Annotated in this window: 19 protein-coding genes; 7 read left to right on the top strand and 12 right to left on the bottom strand. The window is 65.6% G+C overall.

Going from position 1 to position 16960, the window contains the following annotated elements; translation table 11 throughout:
* Window positions 1-83: 83 nt before the first annotated feature.
* The 3 genes from trxB to BTO20_RS00080 all read left to right on the top strand — a co-directional run bounded on the left by trxB (window position 84) and on the right by BTO20_RS00080 (window position 2707).
* Window positions 84-1019, top strand: a complete 936-nt coding sequence (trxB, locus tag BTO20_RS00090) for a thioredoxin-disulfide reductase (protein WP_087072349.1) — start codon at window positions 84-86, stop codon at window positions 1017-1019.
* 34 nt (window positions 1020-1053) lie between these two features.
* Window positions 1054-1386: a thioredoxin gene (trxA, locus tag BTO20_RS00085; protein WP_087072347.1), complete on the top strand. Its 333-nt coding sequence runs from the start codon at window positions 1054-1056 to the stop codon at window positions 1384-1386.
* 130 nt (window positions 1387-1516) lie between these two features.
* Entirely contained in the window at window positions 1517-2707 is a 1191-nt protein-coding gene (locus BTO20_RS00080; RefSeq protein ID WP_064942942.1) for an N-acetylmuramoyl-L-alanine amidase, read from the top strand.
* A 12-nt stretch (window positions 2708-2719) separates the two neighbouring features.
* Here the strand turns inward: BTO20_RS00080 and BTO20_RS00075 are convergent, their stop codons facing one another.
* Both BTO20_RS00075 and BTO20_RS41505 read right to left on the bottom strand, forming a co-directional pair.
* The gene (locus BTO20_RS00075) at window positions 2720-3913 is read right to left on the bottom strand and encodes a BTAD domain-containing putative transcriptional regulator (protein ID WP_087072345.1); all 1194 of its coding nucleotides are present in this window, start codon (window positions 3911-3913) and stop codon (window positions 2720-2722) included.
* Window positions 3910-5736 carry a bifunctional serine/threonine-protein kinase/transporter substrate-binding domain-containing protein gene (locus tag BTO20_RS41505; RefSeq protein WP_087072343.1) on the bottom strand — a complete coding sequence of 609 codons (1827 nt, stop codon included), beginning with the start codon at window positions 5734-5736 and terminating at the stop codon, window positions 3910-3912. Before BTO20_RS41505 ends, BTO20_RS00075 begins: the two co-directional genes overlap by 4 nt.
* Before the next feature lie 205 nt (window positions 5737-5941).
* On the opposite strand from BTO20_RS41505, the gene BTO20_RS39060 reads away from it, so the two are divergent.
* Genes BTO20_RS39060 through BTO20_RS00060 form a run of 3 tightly spaced genes read left to right on the top strand, consistent with a single transcriptional unit; the run spans window position 5942 to window position 8382 of the window.
* Window positions 5942-6115, top strand: a complete 174-nt coding sequence (locus BTO20_RS39060; RefSeq protein WP_157680080.1) for a hypothetical protein — start codon at window positions 5942-5944, stop codon at window positions 6113-6115.
* 12 nt (window positions 6116-6127) lie between these two features.
* Window positions 6128-7126, top strand: coding sequence for a tetratricopeptide repeat protein (locus BTO20_RS00065; protein ID WP_087072340.1), 999 nt, complete (start codon window positions 6128-6130; stop codon window positions 7124-7126).
* Window positions 7123-8382, top strand: coding sequence for an MFS transporter (locus BTO20_RS00060; RefSeq protein ID WP_087072338.1), 1260 nt, complete (start codon window positions 7123-7125; stop codon window positions 8380-8382). The genes BTO20_RS00065 and BTO20_RS00060 overlap by 4 nt, the downstream gene beginning before the upstream one ends.
* Before the next feature lie 28 nt (window positions 8383-8410).
* On the opposite strand, the gene BTO20_RS00055 is transcribed toward BTO20_RS00060, so the two are convergent.
* The 10 genes from BTO20_RS00055 to rpmH form a co-directional block, all read right to left on the bottom strand.
* The gene (locus tag BTO20_RS00055; RefSeq protein WP_087081386.1) at window positions 8411-8704 is read right to left on the bottom strand and encodes a putative quinol monooxygenase; all 294 of its coding nucleotides are present in this window, start codon (window positions 8702-8704) and stop codon (window positions 8411-8413) included.
* Between the two features lie 75 nt (window positions 8705-8779).
* Entirely contained in the window at window positions 8780-9568 is a 789-nt protein-coding gene (locus BTO20_RS00050) for an acetyltransferase (protein ID WP_087072336.1), read from the bottom strand.
* 228 nt (window positions 9569-9796) lie between these two features.
* On the bottom strand, window positions 9797-10801 hold the full coding sequence (locus tag BTO20_RS00045) for a ParB/RepB/Spo0J family partition protein (RefSeq protein WP_087081384.1): 1005 nt from the start codon (window positions 10799-10801) through the stop codon (window positions 9797-9799).
* Window positions 10802-10853: 52 nt separating this feature from the next.
* Window positions 10854-11720: a ParA family protein gene (locus tag BTO20_RS00040; protein ID WP_232491306.1), complete on the bottom strand. Its 867-nt coding sequence runs from the start codon at window positions 11718-11720 to the stop codon at window positions 10854-10856.
* Between the two features lie 107 nt (window positions 11721-11827).
* The gene (rsmG, locus tag BTO20_RS00035; protein ID WP_198344197.1) at window positions 11828-12502 is read right to left on the bottom strand and encodes a 16S rRNA (guanine(527)-N(7))-methyltransferase RsmG; all 675 of its coding nucleotides are present in this window, start codon (window positions 12500-12502) and stop codon (window positions 11828-11830) included.
* Window positions 12503-12562: 60 nt separating this feature from the next.
* The gene (locus BTO20_RS00030) at window positions 12563-13099 is read right to left on the bottom strand and encodes a Jag family protein (RefSeq protein ID WP_083163966.1); all 537 of its coding nucleotides are present in this window, start codon (window positions 13097-13099) and stop codon (window positions 12563-12565) included.
* A 36-nt stretch (window positions 13100-13135) separates the two neighbouring features.
* The gene (yidC, locus tag BTO20_RS00025) at window positions 13136-14221 is read right to left on the bottom strand and encodes a membrane protein insertase YidC (protein WP_408632140.1); all 1086 of its coding nucleotides are present in this window, start codon (window positions 14219-14221) and stop codon (window positions 13136-13138) included.
* Complete coding sequence (gene yidD, locus BTO20_RS00020; RefSeq protein WP_087072331.1) at window positions 14196-14480, bottom strand: membrane protein insertion efficiency factor YidD; 285 nt, start codon at window positions 14478-14480, stop codon at window positions 14196-14198. Before yidD ends, yidC begins: the two co-directional genes overlap by 26 nt.
* Window positions 14477-14830: a ribonuclease P protein component gene (rnpA, locus tag BTO20_RS00015; RefSeq protein ID WP_087072329.1), complete on the bottom strand. Its 354-nt coding sequence runs from the start codon at window positions 14828-14830 to the stop codon at window positions 14477-14479. Before rnpA ends, yidD begins: the two co-directional genes overlap by 4 nt.
* 21 nt (window positions 14831-14851) lie before the next feature.
* Window positions 14852-14995, bottom strand: coding sequence for a 50S ribosomal protein L34 (gene rpmH / locus BTO20_RS00010; RefSeq protein ID WP_070355130.1), 144 nt, complete (start codon window positions 14993-14995; stop codon window positions 14852-14854).
* Between the two features lie 510 nt (window positions 14996-15505).
* Here rpmH and dnaA point away from each other — a divergent pair.
* Complete coding sequence (dnaA, locus tag BTO20_RS00005; protein ID WP_087072327.1) at window positions 15506-16960, top strand: chromosomal replication initiator protein DnaA; 1455 nt, start codon at window positions 15506-15508, stop codon at window positions 16958-16960.

Below are 16960 nucleotides of genomic sequence, written 5' to 3'. Positions count from 1 at the left end.
CTGTCCCCCGAGTTCGCCGGGAACAGCCCGGCCTAGGCTGGCGTTACACGCATGCCGAGCCAAGATCCGGCAGAAAGGCCGATATGACCACCTCAGAGACCGTCCACGACGTCATCATCATCGGATCGGGTCCTGCCGGTTACACCGCTGCCGTGTATGCCGCTCGCGCCCAGCTCAAGCCGCTGGTGTTCGAGGGCACGCAGTTCGGTGGCGCGCTGATGACCACCACCGAGGTGGAGAACTATCCCGGCTTCCGCGAGGGCATCACCGGACCCGAGTTGATGGACCAGATGCGCGAGCAGGCGCTGCGCTTCGGGGCCGACCTGCGGATGGAGGACGTCGACGCGGTCGACCTCACCGGTCCCGTGAAGACGGTCACCGTCGGTGACGAGACCCATCAGGCCCGTTCCGTGATCCTGGCGATGGGCGCCGCGGCGCGCCACCTCGGGGTTCCCGGCGAGGAGGCACTGACCGGCATGGGCGTCAGCACCTGCGCGACGTGCGACGGCTTCTTCTTCCGCGACGAGGACATCGTCGTGGTCGGCGGCGGCGATTCGGCGATGGAGGAGGCGACGTTCCTCACCCGGTTTGCCCGCAGCGTCACCCTGATCCACCGCCGCGACGAATTCCGCGCGTCCAAGATCATGCTGGAGCGGGCCCGGGCCAACGAGAAGATCACGTTCCTCACCAACACGGAGATCACCGAGATCGAGGGTTCGCCGAAGGTCACCGGGGTACGCCTGCGCGACACCGTGACCGGCGAGGAATCCAAGCTTGCCGTCACCGGGGTGTTCGTGGCCATCGGGCACGATCCGCGCTCGGAGTTGGTGCGCGGGCAGATCGACCTGGACGACGAAGGTTATGTGCTGACCGTCGGTCGCACCACCGCGACGTCGATCGACGGCGTGTTCGCTGCGGGTGACCTAGTCGACCACACCTACCGCCAGGCCATCACGGCCGCGGGCAGCGGCTGTTCGGCGGCCATCGACACCGAACGCTGGCTGGCTGACAACGACTGAGCCCGAACACCTTTCGATCGACAGGAGAGAGACCATGAGCGAGGACAGCGCAACCGTAGCGGTCACCGACGCTTCGTTTTCCAGCGACGTCCTGACCAGCAGCACGCCGGTGCTGGTGGATTTCTGGGCGACCTGGTGCGGGCCGTGCAAGATGGTCGCGCCGGTGCTCGAGGAGATCGCGTCGGAGAAGGCCGGTGAGTTGACGGTCGCCAAGCTCGACGTGGACGCCAACCCCGCCACCGCACGGGACTTCCAGGTCGTTTCGATCCCGACGATGATCCTGTTCAAGGACGGCGCCCCGGTCAAGCGCATCGTGGGGGCCAAGGGCAAGGCCGCGCTGCTGCGTGAGCTCGCCGACGCGCTCTGACGCTGCGTTAACGGATGGTTAGACCCGCGCCGGATTCGCCTGGCGTTTTCCGGTATGTGGTCGAAATCTGAGACAATGCTGGCTGGTCAGTTTCGGCAACCCGCCGAAAAACCAGCCTGGAGGGGCCCGTATGTCGAGTCTGCGTCACGGCGATCGTGGCGGTGCGGTCACCGAGATCCGGGAAGCGCTCACGTCGCTGGGTCTCATCGACAACCCTGACGCCGATCTGAACACCGGCAGGCACGTCGCACTGGATGTGTTCGATGACGAACTCGACCAAGCGGTGCGTGCCTTCCAGCAGCATCGTGGTCTGTTGGTGGACGGCATCGTGGGTGAGGCGACCTACCGCGCACTGCGCGAGGCGTCCTACCGGCTGGGTGCGCGCACGCTCACCCACCAGTTCGGGGCACCGATGTACGGCGACGACGTCGCCACCCTGCAGGCCCGATTGCAGGATCTCGGGTTCTACACCGGAATGGTCGACGGCCACTTCGGGCTGCAGACCCACAATGCCCTGTCGTCCTACCAGCGTGAATACGGGCTGTACCCCGACGGCATCTGCGGTCCGGAAACCCTTCGCTCGCTGTACTTCCTGGGATCGCGGGTGACCGGTGGCTCGCCGCACGCCATCCGCGAGGAAGAGCTGGTCCGGCGGTCCGGGCCACGGCTGTCCGGCAAGCGGGTGATCATCGATCCGGGCCGCGGTGGGTCTGATCACGGCATGATCATGAATGGCCCCGAGGGGCCGATCAGCGAAGCAGACATCCTGTGGGACTTGGCAAGTCGGCTCGAAGGCCGGATGACGGCCATCGGGATGGACACCTTCACGTCCCGCCCGGCCGGGCACAGCCCGCTCGATGCGGAGCGCGCGGCGACGGCCAACACCGTCGGCGCCGATCTGATGATCAGCCTGCGCTGCGCCACTCAGCTCAGTCCCTCCGCCAACGGGGTGGCCTCCTTCCATTTCGGGAACTCGCACGGTTCGGTGTCGACCATCGGTCGCAACCTGGCCGATTTCATCCAGCGGGAAGTGGTGGCCCGCACCGGGTTACGCGACTGCCGTACCCACGGCCGAACCTGGGATCTGTTGCGGCTCACCCGGATGCCCACGGTTCAGGTGGATGTCGGCTACATCACCAATCCGCGTGACCGCAATCTGCTGGTCTCCACCGCGACCCGCGACGCCATCGCAGAGGGCATCCTCGCCGCGGTCAAGCGTCTCTATCTGCTGGGCAAGAACGACCGCCCCACAGGCACTTTCACGTTCGCAGAGCTGCTGGCCCACGAGCTGTCGGTCGAGCAGACTCCGCGCGGCGCGTAACCGTCCGGCCCGTCACCACGGCGGCGGGTCTTCGGGCGCGATGTCGAACGTGAATTGTTGGTCGCCGACGCGGATGACGTCTCCGCTCACGAGCGTCTCGCTGGGGTGGATCCGTCGATCCCGCACATACACACCATTCTTCGAGTTCAGGTCGGCGATCACGAACCTGTCGCCGGTCTCTATGATCGCGGCGTGGTGACGGCTGACCCTGGCATCGGCGAGAACGATGTTGTTGTCGGGGCTCCGGCCGATCCGAGTGCTCAACGCGCACAACGGATGTACCCACCCGTCAGCGCCCCGCAGGACAGGTCCGTTCGGACGTTCGGTCACCGCGGTGGCCTGTTCATGGAAGGCCTCGATGGTTTCGTCGGCATGCAACTGAGCCGCCTTCGCCGGATCAAGCGGCTGTTGGCGTAGGACTTGCACATACAGTGCTTGCACGACGGGGCCGGGATCGATGCCGAGATCCTCGTCGAGTGCCGTCCGCAATCGGTGGTACGCGTCGAGCGCATCGGATTGGCGTTGAGCCAGATAGTAAGCCGTGATGAGCTGCGCCCATAACGGCTCCCGGTAGGGATGCTCACCAGCCAGCGACTCGAGTTCGTTGGTCACCAAACCAGCGTGGCCACAAGCGATTTCGGCCTCCGCACGGGAGATCTGCGTCATGAGCTTTTCCTCGGCGAGCGCGGTAGCGAAGGCCTCGAAAAAGCTGAATGCACGCAGATCATCCAGCACCGGTCCGCGCCACTGCGACAGCGCGTCTGACAGATACTCGCAGGCCCGCTCGAAGTCCCCGGCGGCAAGGGCGCGGATGCCCCTGCCCCGCTCGTTGATGAAACGTCCGGCGTCACAGTCTTCGTCGGGAACCGACATGCGATACCCCGGTGGTGTCCTGGCCAGCACCGTGTGGCTGTCGGTGCCCGAGCCGGCCATCAGGCCCCGCAGATTGGACACGTAGGTGTGCAGGGCCGCCCGCGCTCCTGCGTGCGCGGCATCTCCCCACACCGCGCTGATCAGTTCGTCGATCCCCACTGCCCGGTTGCGGTGAATCACCAGCATCGCCAGCACCGCACGCTGCTTGTGCGAGCCGAGCGGAACCGTCCTTCCGCCGACCCACATCTCGCACGGCCCGAGAATGCCGAGCTGGATGCTGTTCTGCGGCAGCAACTTCGACTCCCCCTCGGGTGGAACCGGGTGCCCGGTCATGCAGTGGCGCCGTCGATCACGGGTTTGTCGATCATGCCGCTCTCAATCCCCCACTTCGTGGCGATGGTTCGGTATTCGCCGGTCTGCATCAGGTGCTCGAGGGCCCGCAGGAGCGGCTCCGACAGGGCGGAGTCCTTGCCGACCGTCCAGCCGTACGGCGCGACGTCGGTGACGTCGCCGGCCGCTACCAGCCGGCCAGTACTGAGCTTGATCGCAAACGCGGTCGCCGGCGAATCGGCGGCCATCGCATCGATTTGGCCGTTGAGCAACGCCGCGGTGAGTTCGTTGTGCAGCGTGAAGACCACCTTCTGGATCGGTTTGAGTCCGGTCGCCACGCATGCATCACTTTTCGCCGGGAGCTGATCGTTTGCCTGGACACTCCCGGACTGCACCCCGACCTTGAGCCCGCATGCGGCGTTGGGGTCGATCGGCGGGCCGGGTCGTTGCGCCCACAAGGTTCCGGCCTGGAAGTAGGTGACGAAATCGACCGCCTGTTCCCGCTCGCGGGTATCGGTGATGGCCGACGCTCCCATGGTGAGGTTGCCGTGCTGCACTTCGGGGATGATGTCCTCGAAGGCCGCCACGTCGCGGTAGTCCGCAACCAGGCCGAGGGTCCGCGCGACCGCGTTCATCAGGTCGACATCGAAACCGACGATCTGGCCGGCAGAATTTTTGAACTCCAGCGGCGCGTAGGGAACCTCGACCCCGATCACCAACCGGCCCGCACTCTTGATTCCGGCCGGCAGCGTCGCCGCGATCCCGGGCACCACACCGCCGGGTTGCGCCGCGAGGTTGCGCGGGGTGCCGTCGTCGGCCCTGCCGGATCCGCCCCTCCAGTGCAGAACTCCAAACACGGTCGCCGACACCAACAACACGGCGGCTGTACCGGTCAGGATGCGGCGACGCAGGCGCCGCGGGCCATGAACCATCTGGGACGGCTCGGGGGCGGCCGGTTCTGCCGCACTGTGCCGTGCCTGCAGCCTCCGCAGCTGCTCCCCCAGCTCCGACGCCGTAGGCCTCGACTCGGGATCGCGGGCCATCGCCCGCGCCACCACCTCGGCCACGTCGGCGGGGACACCATGCCTACCTAGATCAGGCTCCGGCCCGGTGGTGATCCGCACAAACTGCGCGACCACCTGTTCACCATCGAGTCGTTCGAACGCGGCATGACCAGTCAACGCGGTGAACAGTGTCGCGCCGAGGCCGTACACGTCGGAGGCCGCACCGGCGCACTGCCCGGACAGCACCTCGGGCGCGGTGTAGGCCGGGGATCCGGTGAACACGCCGGTGGCTGTCTCGAATCCACCGGCGAAGTGGGCGATACCGAAATCGGTCAACGCCGGCTCTCCGTAATCGGTGAGCAAGATGTTGGCCGGTTTCACGTCACGGTGCACGATGTCCTGCCGATGTGCGGAATCGAGCGCCCCCGCCAGCTTCACCCCGAGGTGCAGGACCTCCTCGATGCCCACGACGCCGTCCTGAAAGATCCGGGCGTGCAATGAACCTCGCGGGTAGAAGGGCATCACCAAAAACGGCTGGCCCTGATCGGTCTGGCCTACCTGGAGCACCGGAACGATGTTGGGGTGCCCCGTGAGCCGGGCCATCGCCTGCTGTTCACGCATGAACCGGGGGCGGTTGTCCTCCAGGTCAGCGGTCAACACCTTGACCGCCACGACCCGATCCAACCCGGTCTGCAGGCAGCGGTACACCACCCCGAACCCACCCCGGCCGATCTCCCGGGCCCGCTCGAATCCCGCCGCGGCCAGCAAAGCCGGCAGCGGATCACCCTCACCGCGCTGCGTCGTAAACAGATCACCCACCATCGCCCGCACGACCTGCCTCTTGAGTCAGACATCAATGATTACCTACGTCCTCGACCGGCGCATGGGCATTGACCTCGGCTATTGCGGGATGGGCCGGGCACGACAGCCAGTTCATTTGAGGAGTCCTTGAGGTCGCCGCGCGATCGTGATTGCCGTCGTCTCGGATATCCCGGGGTGACGACACACCAAACAAGGAGCAAGAACCATGAATGCGATCAGCACCCTGGCCACAACGCACCGCAAGCGGGGAATCAACGCCAACCACACCCTGGTCACCGTCCGGCCGAAGCGGGCCCTCGTCAGCAACCACAGCCTGACCACCACTCGCCCACGTCGGTCGCTGACCCAGAACCACAGCCTGGTCACTGCTCGAATCTGACGGACGAGACCGATGGCTGAATCCGGGCCGGTGTGTCTGGCGGTAGCGCAGCACGACGGCGCACTTGCTGCGCTGGCGCACGGGCGACTGCAGGACGCGCGCTTGTTGGGGACGGCCGCGGTCGACGCCGCAAGAGCGACCTTCGGCCCGGATTCACCCGACCTCGCCAATGTGATCTTGACGTGTGCCGACATCGAGGAAACCGCCGGGGATTTCGGAACAGCCCGGGCGCTGGCGGAGCGGGCCGCCGGGATCGCGGAACCGTTGGCCGAGACGTGCGACCCCGCGCTGATGTCATTGTGGGTCGACATTGAGCTGATGCGCGCTCGAATGTTGTTGAACCATGCAGCTTTCGAGTTGGCCGACGCGAGACTGGCTGCCGCGCTGCGGATCTCCCGCCGGATACTGGCTGCCGATGACCACACCGTGCTCTCGATTCACAACCTGCGCGGTGTCACCGCGAAATACCGCGGCCGCTTCGACGACGCCGCAACGCATTACGAGCACATCCGGGTCGTGCTGGATGTCGAACCGGTCCGTGACAGGCAGGCGCTGGCGGTGCTGCTGCACAACCTCGGCGGCCTCGCCCACGCTCGAGGACGCATCGCCGAAGGTTTGGCTCACGCGCAGCGCGGTCTTGAGTTCCGCATCGACGCCGTCGGCGACGACGATCCCGACGTGGCATGCGATTTGAACGCGATCGGCGCGCTCCACCACGACTCCGGGGATACGACGGCCGCCGTATCGTGTTACCAACGGGCCCTGCGGATCTTCGAAAGTGCTTTGGGCGCTGACCATTACGAGGTCGGCATGACTTGTGCGAACCTGGCGGTCAGCACCGCGGAGAGCGACACCACCGAGGCCCGACGACTGTACGAACGTAGTCTGCGGATCCTGCAGTCCACGCTCGGGACCAGCCATCCCGATGTGGCGCTCGTGCAACACAATCTGGCCGTGCTGCCGGCCGGTGCGGGCGACGCGGAGAGCTCATCGCAGAGGACGCGGCGATGACGCAGACAACTGTCGAGACCGCCCGATCGGCCCGCTTGATTCCTCAGCTGCCGCGGGCGGCGGCGACCGTCCTGGCCGGTGATACCTTGTCCGCGTTGGGATCCGGCATGTCGCTACCGTTCATGCTGGTGTACCTGCACCAGGTGCGCGGCATCGATGTCGCCACCGCCGCCCTGGCGCTGTCGACCATCGCGCTGGCGTCGTTCGTCGGCAATCCGGTCGGCGGATTTCTCAGCGACCGTGTCGGACCACGGCCCGCACTGCTGGTCGGCTTGGTGTTCTCCGCGGCGGGTGCGGCGACACTCGGGTGGGTCACCTGTGCACCGGTGGCATTCCTGGCCGCGGCGCTGCTCGGGCTCGGCAATTCGATCGCCTGGCCGGCGTTCGACGCGCTCTTGGCGACCGTCGTGACGCCCGCGCAGCGGTCCGCGGCGTTCGCGGTGCGCCACGCCACCCTCAACGCGGGGATCGCGATCGGCGCCGTCATCGCCGGACTCATCGTCGACCCTGGTCGCCCGACTACCTTCCAAGTCGTCTATCTGATCGACGCCGCGACATTCTTGCTGTTCATACCACTACTGCTGCTCGTCCCTGTGCCGGGCGGCCCGGTAGCACCAGCAGCCGAACACGGCGGCACCAATTTTCGCGCAGTGCTCCAGGATCGGCTGTTCCTGTCCGTGGCCGGTCTGTCCGCGTTGGTGGTGATGATCGGCTTCGGGCAATATCACGCCGCGTTCCCCGGGTGGGCCACCCGTGATCACGGCATCCCGGTGAGTGCGCTCGGGATCTGTTTTGCCGCCAACGCCGCGGCCGTCGTGGTGCTGCAGCTGCCGGTACTGCGCGCCCTGGTCGGCCGTACCCGCACGACGGCGATCTCCGTCGCCTGTACAAGTTGGGCGTTCGGGTGGACGTTGGCATTGGTATCCGGACACGCGGGCAGCGGGTGGCCGGCGATCTGGGGATTCGTCGCGGCCATGGTGACGTTCGGTCTCGCCGAGACAGCCCTGGCCCCGACGCTGACGGCGATCGTGAATGATCTTGCGCCCGAGGCTCTTCGCGGGCGGTACAACGCGGTATCCGCACTCGGTTGGACCACGGGATTCTTCGCCGGCCCGGCATTGAGCGGTTTGGCTTTCGGCACCCACCACGGAACCGTTCTCATGGCGCTGCTCATCGGCACAAGTCTGCTTGGCGCCCTGTGGGCCACTCGCCTGGCCCGACATCTGCCCGCGTCGGCGAACCGGATCGCGATTTAGGCCGGCCACCGCACCCATTCCCCCGGAATCAACCGTGCGACAGCCACCGTCGCACGGTGGCATCATATTCGGCCACCGACGCCGAAAGCATTGCCGCACTTTGATCATCGCCGGGGCCGTCACCGCGGAGCGCTTCGACAGCCGACTGCGAGGTCCACTGCTCGTACACGTTGATCCGGCGCGGGTCGACGAGGTCGGCCGAGATGGCGAAGTCGATACAGCCGTGGGTGCGGCGGGCTTGTTCGACGACGGCGACGCATCCCGCCAGATACGACGCCCGCTGTGCGGGTTCGACGATGATGTGTCCGGCAACGATGACCACGTCGCCCCGCTCATCCGATGCTGCTGGCATATCCAGGTAGACACCGCGAGGCAGCGGAAGTCATCGACCATCCGGTCAAGACGACGTGTTGCGCTGCGCCGGCCGAGTGATGTTCATCGTGGCACCGGTCATCCCGGCACCGATCGGCAATTCGATCCGGGCATTTTCGAGCAACCGCTCGAGCGCGGCTTCCACCTCGGCCTTCCAGCCCAGGCCCTTGTCGAGCTCGAGCCGCAGTCGCGGAAAGTACGGATGGGGAGCGATCACCGTGAAACCGACGTCCAGCAGGAAGTCCGAGTCGATCATGCATTGGTCGACCGCGCAGTCCCCCAGCACCTCGACGACGGGCGCCAACTCGCCGGGCAGTGAGCCGCAGTCGCCCAACTCGGTAACGGCGGGGGTGTAACCGAATGCCTCCAGGGACCGAACACCGCGCCGCACAAGGTCGTTCACCACCGCAGCGAGCAGGCTCCCCGGCAGACCTTCGGTGCCGTCGCCGGATTCGACTGCGACAGCGGTCAACAACACGGCGTCGGCGCTGACGGGTGCCGTGGGGAACAGTCGTGCCCGCGGCACCGCGCCGGGTGGTGCATAGAACGCATAGCCCAGGCACGGTTCGTCCCCGGTGATCGGAGGTCCGAACTCACTGCCGTCATCGGGCGGTGATTCCACGGCGAGCTGGCCGCACGATCCCCACTCGAGCATGACCATGGACAGCCACGCTTCTTTCTCGAACTCGGGATCGCTGAGGTGATCGTCGCCGCGCAGCGTCGAGGGGTCTACCTCCCAGAAGACACACCGCCGTGCATGCTTGGGCAACTGCTCGAATCCCTCGAGCCGGAGCGGCGTGATACGTGCTGACACTAGACTCCCCGGGTTCCACACGATGCCGGTGTGCGCGGCGCACCCTCAAGGATAGGAGAGCTTGGCGGCAACGGCGTAGTCCGCGACGAATCTCTCATCTTTCGCCGCCTTTCGAACGAATTCTGATGCAGCTCAATTGCTTTCCCGATCGCGCCCCAGTCACGCGATGCGACGGTGACGTCATGTGTCACAGTGACGGAACGGCCGCGTGTGGTTGGTCGTCGACTTTCAGAGCTGTTCGGTGCTCATAAGTTCGACAATCCGCTGCAGATCGTCGACCGACCCGAACTCGACGACGATCTTGCCCTTGCGTTTGCCGAGACTCACCGTGACGCGGGTGTCGAATGTCGTCGACAGCCGGTCAGCAACGTCCTGCAGGCCGGGCATCTGGATCGGCTTGCGGCGGGGCGCCGGCGGCGCCGTCCCGTCGCGGTTGGCCAGGGTGACGGCCTCCTCGGTGGCACGCACCGACAGGCCTTCGGCCACGATTCGCGCGGCGAGCTCCTCCTGCTTTTCCGGGCCGCCCTCAAGGGCGAGGAGCGCACGGGCGTGGCCCGCCGAGAGCACGCCGGCAGCCACCCGACGCTGCACCGCGATCGGCAACCGCAGCAGGCGGATCATGTTGGAGATCAGCGGGCGGGACCGCCCGATTCTGGCTGCCAGTTCATCGTGGGTGACGCCGAATTCATCGAGCAGCTGTTGATAGGCCGCGGCCTCTTCCAACGGGTTGAGCTGCACCCGGTGGATGTTCTCCAGGAGCGCATCGCGAAGCATGCTGTCGTCGGCGGTCTCTCGGACGATCGCCGGAATGGCCGCGAGCTCGGCGACCTGTGCCGCGCGCCAGCGCCGCTCCCCCATCACCAGCTGGTAGCGCGTCGATCCGTCGGTCTGCACGGCACGCACGACGATCGGCTGCATCAGGCCGAATTCGCGGATCGAGTGCACCAACTCGTTGAGTGCTTCTTCGTCGAAGACCTGGCGGGGCTGGCGGGGGTTCGGATCGATCAGCGCGGGATCGATCTCGCGGTACGTCGCGCCGACTCCGTCGATCTCCGCGGGCGGTGCTTCGGGTGACGGCGATGGCGACGAAGCCGGCGGGCCGAGGAGAACATCAGCGGCTGTCGCGCCCATCCGGGGACTCAGATTGTCGGTGCCGTCCTCGGCCGGTCCGGTCGGAATCAGCGACGCCAGACCCCGTCCGAGTCCACTGCGCTTCTTCGCCTGCTGATTCATCATCGTCTCCTGCTCATCGCTGCCAACTTCCCGACCTTCTCGCGTTGTCGCCCTACTGTGCGTCGGACGGCGCCCCGCGTTCCGCGATCTCGCGGCTCGCGTCGAGGTAGCTCAACGCACCACGGGAACCCGGGTCGTAGTCGAGGATCGTCATCCCGTAACCGGGCGCTTCCGACACCTTGACGCTGCGCGGGATCACGGTCTTGAGCACCTTGTTGCCGAAGTGCTCCCGAACGTCCTCGGCAACCTGGTCGGCCAACTTGGTCCGGCCGTCGTACATGGTCAGTATCACCGTGGACACCGACAGCTCCGGATTGAGGTGCGCCTTGACCATCTCGATGTTGCGCAGCAACTGGCCGACACCTTCCAGTGCGTAGTACTCGCACTGGATGGGGATCAGCACCTCCGGGGCCGCGACCAACGCGTTGATGGTCAGCAGGCCCAGCGACGGCGGGCAGTCGATGAATACGTAGTCGAAGTTGTGCTGTTTGAGTTCGGCGAGGGCAGACCGCAGCCGGCCCTCGCGGGCGACCATGCTCACGAGTTCGATCTCGGCACCGGCCAGATCGATGGTGGCGGGGATGCAGAACAGACGCTCGTTGTGCGGGCTCTGCTGCAGTGCCTCGTTGACGGGGATGTCACCGATCAACACCTCATACGAGGACGGCGTGCCGGGACGATGTTCGATGCTCAGCGCGGTGCTGGCATTGCCCTGCGGGTCCAGATCGATCACCAGGGTCCGCAGTCCCTGTCGCGCGAGGGCAGCGGCGACGTTGACGGCGGTCGTGGTCTTTCCGACGCCGCCCTTCTGATTGGCGATGGTGAAGACGCGCTGACGCGCGGGGCGTGGGAGCTGTCCGTGCGGGATGTGCAGCAAGCGCGTCGCCCGCTCGGCCTCGACCGCGATCGGCGTGTCCATGCTGGTGTCCGCTGCCCAGTCGGCGGAGCGCTCGGAGCCGCCGAGTGTTTCACGTGAAACAACGTCGTTTTTGGCGGCCGCGGCCTTGTTCTGTCCAGAACCCAACTTCATTTCCTGCCCGCTTTCCCCCGCGCCCCGCGCCGTGCGACGACGACGGTTGCGGGTGGGTTCAAATAGCTCGCGCCACATCTCACTACCCTGGCATCCACTGCACCGACGGACCTCATCACACGCCGATGCTCCTCGATCTCAAGTTCGGCGCGCTCACCCTTGATGGCCAACATGCGGCCGTCCTGGCGCAGCAGTGGCATGCCCCACCGACTCAGCTTGTCGAGCGAGGCGACCGCGCGGGACGTCACCACATCCATCTCCCCCACCTCATCGCGAACGACTCGATCCTCGGCACGGCCGCGAACGACCGCGACATTCAGATCGAGCTCGGCGATGACTTCACGAAGAAATTCGCTTCGCCGCAACAGCGGTTCGATGAGAGTGACTGTCACGTCCTGCCGAGCCAGAGCCAACGGTATCCCTGGCAATCCGGCTCCGCTACCGATGTCGGCAACCCGTTCACCGGCCGTCACAAGCTCGCCGACGGCGGAGCTGTTCAAGACGTGGCGTTCCCACAGACGATCGACTTCACGGGGACCGATCAAACCCCATTCCACACCTGCCCCGGCAAGGATGGCGGTGTATCGCTCCGCCAACTCCAGCCGGTCACCGAACACGTCGGCGGCAACTTCCGGCGCCGCAGGAACCGGGCCATGTTTCACGTGAAACATCCTCCGCACTCCCGCGGCGACGGGCTACTACACACGAACTACACCGATGTAACTAACGAATCAGCCAAGCAAGACAACGACGCGTCGCGACGGCTCCACGCCCTCGCTCTCGCTGCGGACGCCTTCGACAGCCGCGACGGCATCGTGGACGATCTTGCGCTCAAAGGGAGTCATGGGAGCCAGCTCTTCGCGCTCACCGGACTCCAGCACGCGGCGGGCCACCTTGTCCCCGAGCGCCGCGAGTTCGTCACGACGACGACGACGCCACCGCGCGATGTCGAGCATCAGCCGGCTGCGCTCACCGGTCTTCTGGTGGACGGCCAGCCGGGTCAGCTCCTGGAGCGCGTCGAGCACCTCGCCCTTGCGGCCGACCAACTTGCTCAGGTCCCCGCCGCCGTCGATGCTGACGACCGCGCGATCGCCTTCGACATCCAGATCGATGTCGCCGTCGAAGTCGAGCAGATCAAGCAGCTCCTCGAGATAGTCGCCGGCGATCTCGCCCTCGGCGACCAAACGCTCTTCCAGATCGTCCGCCGACGTCGTCGCCTTCGCCGCCTCCGGCTCGACGCCCGCATCAGTGGTCTGTGCATCCGTCATGTCAGTCTCTCCCTACTACTCGCCAGCCGGAGCTGGTCAACGCTTCCGCTTCTTGGGGCGCGCGCCGGGCTTCGGGGTGCGTCCGGCGGTATCAGCCGATCCGTCCCCGGCGCTGCTGTCTCCCGTGCCCTCGGTCGGTTCGGCGGGCGCGGTATCCGCCTCGTCCTCATCGCCGGGATTGGACTGTGCCTTGCGCGGCCGGTTCGGCTTGGCTCCCGGCGCCGGCGCGTTGGCCGCCCGCCTCTCCATCGCCTCGACCTTCTTGGCTTCTTCTTCCTTCTCGATCATGCCGAACACGTAGTGCTGCTGACCGAAGGTCCAGATGTTGTTGGCGAACCAGTAGAGGATGATCGCGAGCGGCAGGAACGGACCGCCGGCGACGACGCCGAACGGGAACACGTAGAGAGCCAGCTTGTTCATCATCGCGGTCTGCGGATTGGCAGCGGCCTCTGGGCTCTGCCGCGCCACCGACGCCCGGCTGTTGAAGTAGGTCGCGATGCCGGCGAGGATCATGATCGGCACGCCGACCGCGATCACCGCGGGCCGGCTGAATTCCTTGAACGCGTCCAGACCCGTGGTCTGGATCATGGTGGCACCCAACGGCGCACCGAAGAGGTGGGCGTCGAGGAAGTTCGCCACATCGGTCGGGCTGAAGACGTAGTTGCCCGTGGCCCGGTTCTCCGCGACCGACAGGTGCACCTGGCCGAAACCGCCCTGGGTCCGGTTGAAGGATCGCAGTACGTGGAACAGTCCGAGGAACACCGGCACCTGCGCGAGCATGGGCAGACAGCCCAGGATCGGATTGAACCCGTGTTCGCGCTGCAGCTTCTGCATCTCCAGCGCCATGCGCTGGCGGTCCTTGCCGTACTTCTTCTGCAGCGCCTTGATCTGCGGTTGCAGTTCCTGCATCTGCCGCGTCGTGCGGATCTGCTTGACGAACGGCTTGTAGAGGATGGCGCGCAGGGTGAACACCAGGAACATCACCGACAGCGCCCAGGCGAAGAAGTTCTGCGGGCCGAGGATGAAGGCGAACGCCTTGTACCAAACCCACATGATCGCCGACACCGGGTAATAGATGATGTCGAGGCTGAAGAAGTTAAACATAGGACTCGTTTCTGCCATCTCCGACGGCATCAGCGTTGCGGCGCTCAGGTATCGGATCCCATCCTCCCCGATGCCACGGGCCGCACTTCAGCAGCCGAACCGTGGCGAGCCAGCCACCGTAGAAAAGCCCGTACTCGGTGAGTGCATCCACGGCGTACTGACTACACGTCGGAGTGAATCGGCATGTGGGCAGGCGCAGCGGAGAGATCATGTGCCGATACAGCTGGATCAAGAAGATCACAGCGCGAGCCGCACCCGCGCCTGCCCGCCGGATCATGAAGCAGTTCCGTGCCGCGCCACCCGCTCGAGCGCAGCAGTGAGTTGCCGTTCCAGTCGTGACGAGAGCGCGTCCCGGCAACTCGGCCGGGCTCGGATCACCACACGGTCCGTGGGTTCGAGCCGGGGCAGCACGGTACGGGCGGCGTGCCGGAGACGACGTGCCACCCGATGACGTGCTACGGCGTTACCGACGGACTTGGAGACCACCAAACCGACGCGTGGGCCACTGGGGTCCAGCTCGTCGCGCAACGCATGAACGACCACATCGGGTTGTACTGCGCGCACGCCACGGCTGACGGTGACACTGAATTCCGCGGACCGCCTCATCCGGTTCTGAGCCGGAAGCACCGCGCTAGATCCTGCGTCGAATCACGCAGTGAGCGAGCGACGGCCCTTGCTACGGCGGCTGGAGACGATGGCGCGACCGGCACGGGTCCGCATACGCAGCCGGAACCCATGAACGCGCGCACGGCGACGGTTGTTCGGCTGGAAGGTCCGCTTGCCCTTGGCCACGGCAATCTCTCCTTGTTTCTATGTGGCACCCGCGACTCGCCGACCCGAAGTGTGTCGGAGATGACGCGACTGCCCCTAATAAGCTTGTGGTGCGTCGTGCTCTACTTACCGGCGCAGACTCCGGGCGGACCAGGATCGCAGCCGTATCGCCACGTGCGGGCGACTGCTCGAGGGTACTGACGAGTTTTCGCTGGGTCAAACCTGCGCTCCGCGTCTGGCGCCAATGTTGCAGAACGGTTGGCACGTCGAACGAAAACTGTTAGCTTCTGCCAATACCGTTCGTAGCCGCCCCGCACCGGGACTGGCCCCAGACAGGAACCGAGGACGTCAAACAGCCGCCACATCCCCACACTATGTGAGCCACGGCTGCGACATCCTCCGCACAAGTCAACAGAAACGACGACGACTGTCCTTTTTCCACAACCTGTGGATAAATATGTGGACAGTTCGTCTTCGTTCTATTGGTCGTCCGTGGATGGACCTCCAGGACAGTAAAGGGGGTAATCGTCGATGACCGCTGACCCCGACCCACCCTTCGTCTCCATCTGGAACGACGTCGTCGCCGAACTCAATGGCGACACCACCCCTCAGCAAAGGGCCTGGCTGAAGCTCGTACAGCCGTTGGTCATCACTGAGGGGTTTGCTCTGCTGTCGGTGCCCACCCCGTTCGTCCAGAACGAAATCGAACGTCACCTGCGGGAACCCATCGTTTCGGCGCTCAGCCGGCGACTCGGCCAACGCGTCGAACTCGGCGTCCGCATCGCGACGCCGAGCCCGTCGGACGAGGCCGACATTTCCGACAGCCACCTCGAGCCTCCGCCGCTGGACATCGACGAGGTGGACGACGACCGCGCGGCCCGCGTCAACGTCGAGGAGAGCTGGCCCACCTACTTCAGCAACCCACAGCCGAGCGCCGCGGCGCCCGACGCCAATGCGGTCAACCTGAACCGGCGCTACACGTTCGATACCTTCGTCATCGGGGCGTCCAACCGGTTCGCCCATGCCGCGACCCTCGCCATCGCCGAGGCCCCCGCCCGGGCGTACAACCCGTTGTTCATCTGGGGTGAGTCCGGGCTGGGCAAGACCCATCTGCTGCACGCCGCGGGCAACTATGCCCAGCGTCTCTTCCCCGGCATGCGCGTGAAGTACGTGTCCACCGAGGAATTCACCAACGACTTCATCAACTCGCTGCGCGACGACCGCAAGGCGTCGTTCAAGCGCAGTTACCGCGACATCGACATCCTGCTCGTCGACGACATCCAGTTCATCGAGGGCAAGGAAGGTATCCAGGAAGAGTTCTTCCACACCTTCAACACGCTGCACAACGCCAACAAGCAGATCGTGATCTCGTCGGACCGGCCGCCCAAACAGCTGGCCACGCTCGAGGACCGGCTGCGTACCCGCTTCGAGTGGGGCCTGATCACCGACGTGCAGCCCCCCGAGCTGGAAACCCGCATCGCGATTCTGCGCAAAAAAGCTCAGATGGACCGGCTCGATGTGCCCGGCGACGTTCTCGAACTCATTGCCAGCAGCATCGAACGCAACATCCGTGAGCTCGAGGGTGCCCTGATCCGTGTGACGGCGTTCGCCTCGCTCAACAAGACGCGCATCGACAAGTCACTGGCCGAGGTGGTGCTGCGTGACCTCATCGCCGACGCCACCACCATGCAGATCAGCACGGCGGCCATCATGGCCGCCACAGCCGAGTACTTCGAGACCACCGTGGAGGAACTGCGCGGGCCCGGTAAGACCCGGGCACTGGCGCAGTCCCGGCAGATCGCCATGTACCTGTGCCGAGAACTCACGGATCTCTCGCTGCCCAAGATCGGGCAGGCGTTCGGACGCGATCACACGACGGTGATGTACGCCGAGAAGAAGATCCGCGGTGAAATGGCCGAACGACGCGAGGTTTTCGACCACGTGAAGGAACTCACCACCCGGATCCGCCAGCGCGCCAAGCGCTGA

This window comes from Mycobacterium dioxanotrophicus (genome assembly GCF_002157835.1).
Lineage (GTDB): Bacteria > Actinomycetota > Actinomycetes > Mycobacteriales > Mycobacteriaceae > Mycobacterium > Mycobacterium dioxanotrophicus.
The sequence above is the reverse complement of the archived record's forward strand: the minus strand, read 5'-3'. Positions and strand labels throughout refer to the sequence as shown.

What these genes read in the sequence shown, in the direction of transcription:
- trxB (WP_087072349.1), top strand. Translation starts at nt 84, where the DNA reads ATGACCACCTCAGAGACCGTCCACGACGTCATCATCATCGGATCGGGT.
- trxA (WP_087072347.1), top strand. Translation starts at nt 1,054, where the DNA reads ATGAGCGAGGACAGCGCAACCGTAGCGGTCACCGACGCTTCGTTTTCC.
- BTO20_RS00080 (WP_064942942.1), top strand. Translation starts at nt 1,517, where the DNA reads ATGTCGAGTCTGCGTCACGGCGATCGTGGCGGTGCGGTCACCGAGATC.
- BTO20_RS00075 (WP_087072345.1), bottom strand. Translation starts at nt 3,913, where the DNA reads ATGACCGGGCACCCGGTTCCACCCGAGGGGGAGTCGAAGTTGCTGCCG.
- BTO20_RS41505 (WP_087072343.1), bottom strand. Translation starts at nt 5,736, where the DNA reads ATGGTGGGTGATCTGTTTACGACGCAGCGCGGTGAGGGTGATCCGCTG.
- BTO20_RS39060 (WP_157680080.1), top strand. Translation starts at nt 5,942, where the DNA reads ATGAATGCGATCAGCACCCTGGCCACAACGCACCGCAAGCGGGGAATC.
- BTO20_RS00065 (WP_087072340.1), top strand. Translation starts at nt 6,128, where the DNA reads ATGGCTGAATCCGGGCCGGTGTGTCTGGCGGTAGCGCAGCACGACGGC.
- BTO20_RS00060 (WP_087072338.1), top strand. Translation starts at nt 7,123, where the DNA reads ATGACGCAGACAACTGTCGAGACCGCCCGATCGGCCCGCTTGATTCCT.
- BTO20_RS00045 (WP_087081384.1), bottom strand. Translation starts at nt 10,801, where the DNA reads ATGAATCAGCAGGCGAAGAAGCGCAGTGGACTCGGACGGGGTCTGGCG.
- BTO20_RS00040 (WP_232491306.1), bottom strand. Translation starts at nt 11,720, where the DNA reads ATGGACACGCCGATCGCGGTCGAGGCCGAGCGGGCGACGCGCTTGCTG.
- rsmG (WP_198344197.1), bottom strand. Translation starts at nt 12,502, where the DNA reads ATGTTTCACGTGAAACATGGCCCGGTTCCTGCGGCGCCGGAAGTTGCC.
- BTO20_RS00030 (WP_083163966.1), bottom strand. Translation starts at nt 13,099, where the DNA reads ATGACGGATGCACAGACCACTGATGCGGGCGTCGAGCCGGAGGCGGCG.
- yidC (WP_408632140.1), bottom strand. Translation starts at nt 14,221, where the DNA reads ATGGCAGAAACGAGTCCTATGTTTAACTTCTTCAGCCTCGACATCATC.
- yidD (WP_087072331.1), bottom strand. Translation starts at nt 14,480, where the DNA reads ATGATCCGGCGGGCAGGCGCGGGTGCGGCTCGCGCTGTGATCTTCTTG.
- dnaA (WP_087072327.1), top strand. Translation starts at nt 15,506, where the DNA reads ATGACCGCTGACCCCGACCCACCCTTCGTCTCCATCTGGAACGACGTC.